Source organism: Ralstonia sp. TCR112 (assembly GCF_007997035.1).
In the GTDB taxonomy this organism is placed as follows: Bacteria; Pseudomonadota; Gammaproteobacteria; order Burkholderiales; family Burkholderiaceae; genus Ralstonia; species Ralstonia edaphi.
Map to the genome: position 1 here is coordinate 1 of NZ_VOSS01000266.1, position 973 is coordinate 973.

A 973-nucleotide genomic window follows, 5' to 3' on the forward strand; every position below is an offset into this window, starting at 1 on the left:
TTGACCTGTGACCTTGAGCTTCAACCGCCAATCGCGTGCAGCGCGGCCACGGCGCGTGCTGCAGCGCCTGCTCCAGATCGGCAATGAGGTCATCTGCATCTTCCAGGCCGACATGCAGACGCAGCACGGCACCGGCTTGATCCCACGCCGGTGTATTGGAGGAAGGCGATGTCTTCCGGCGCCAGCTGCACCGGTTGCAGCGCGCGTGATCCTCCGGTGGCGAGCGCATCGCGCAGCCAGATCGGCGAGGGCAGCTTGTACGGCGGCACCTGCTTCTGCACGTGGCGCATCACGAAGTTCAGCGCGCGGCCCTTGAGGTTGAGCGCACCGCCCATCAGGTCGCCGATGCCGGTGATGACGATGTTGCGCACCTGGCAGCCGGGCAAAGCCTGCTCCAGCGTGCGCGCGAAGTTCTCCAGCACGACGATCGTTTGTGCGCCGGAATCGCGCAGCTGGTGCGCCAGCTCCGGCACCGTGTACAGCGGGTTGACGTTGACGACGTGGCGCCGGCCAGCAGCGTGCCGAACAGGCACACGGGGTACTGCAGGCTGTTGGGCAGCATGATCGCCACGCGATCGCCCTTCTTCACGCCGCGCGACTGCAGCCACGCCGCAAACTGCTTGGCCTGGCGCTCGCACTCGCCGTACGTCATTTCGGTGCCGACACTTACGTAGGCGACGCGCGTGCGGTACTTCTCCACCGATTCGCGAAACACTTCGACGAGCGAGTGATAGCGATCGGGCACCATCGCATCAACTTTTTCAGCGCGGTGCCGACGTTGTATGCGGCGTTGCTCGATGTGCCCGTTGGCAAGCACGACATCGGCTCGCTGCAGTACGGCCTGTGCGGCGCGGCACCCATGCCCGTCGAAGTCTTCCGCACGTTCCAGCAGCGCACCGGCGTCAAGATTCTGGAGGTTACGGCCTGACCGAAGGCACGTGCGTGAGCAGCGTCAACCCACCGCTGGGCGCCG

Annotated in this window: 2 pseudogenes; one reads left to right on the plus strand and one right to left on the minus strand. The window is 65.6% G+C overall.

What is annotated here, in order from left to right:
* Positions 1–146: 146 nt before the first annotated feature.
* Positions 147–742, minus strand: a pseudogene (locus FUT88_RS25830) (AMP-binding protein); the annotation flags it as partial.
* Here FUT88_RS25830 and FUT88_RS25835 point away from each other — a divergent pair.
* Positions 740–973, plus strand: a pseudogene (locus tag FUT88_RS25835) (AMP-binding protein); the annotation flags it as partial. The pseudogenes FUT88_RS25830 and FUT88_RS25835 overlap by 3 nt on opposite strands.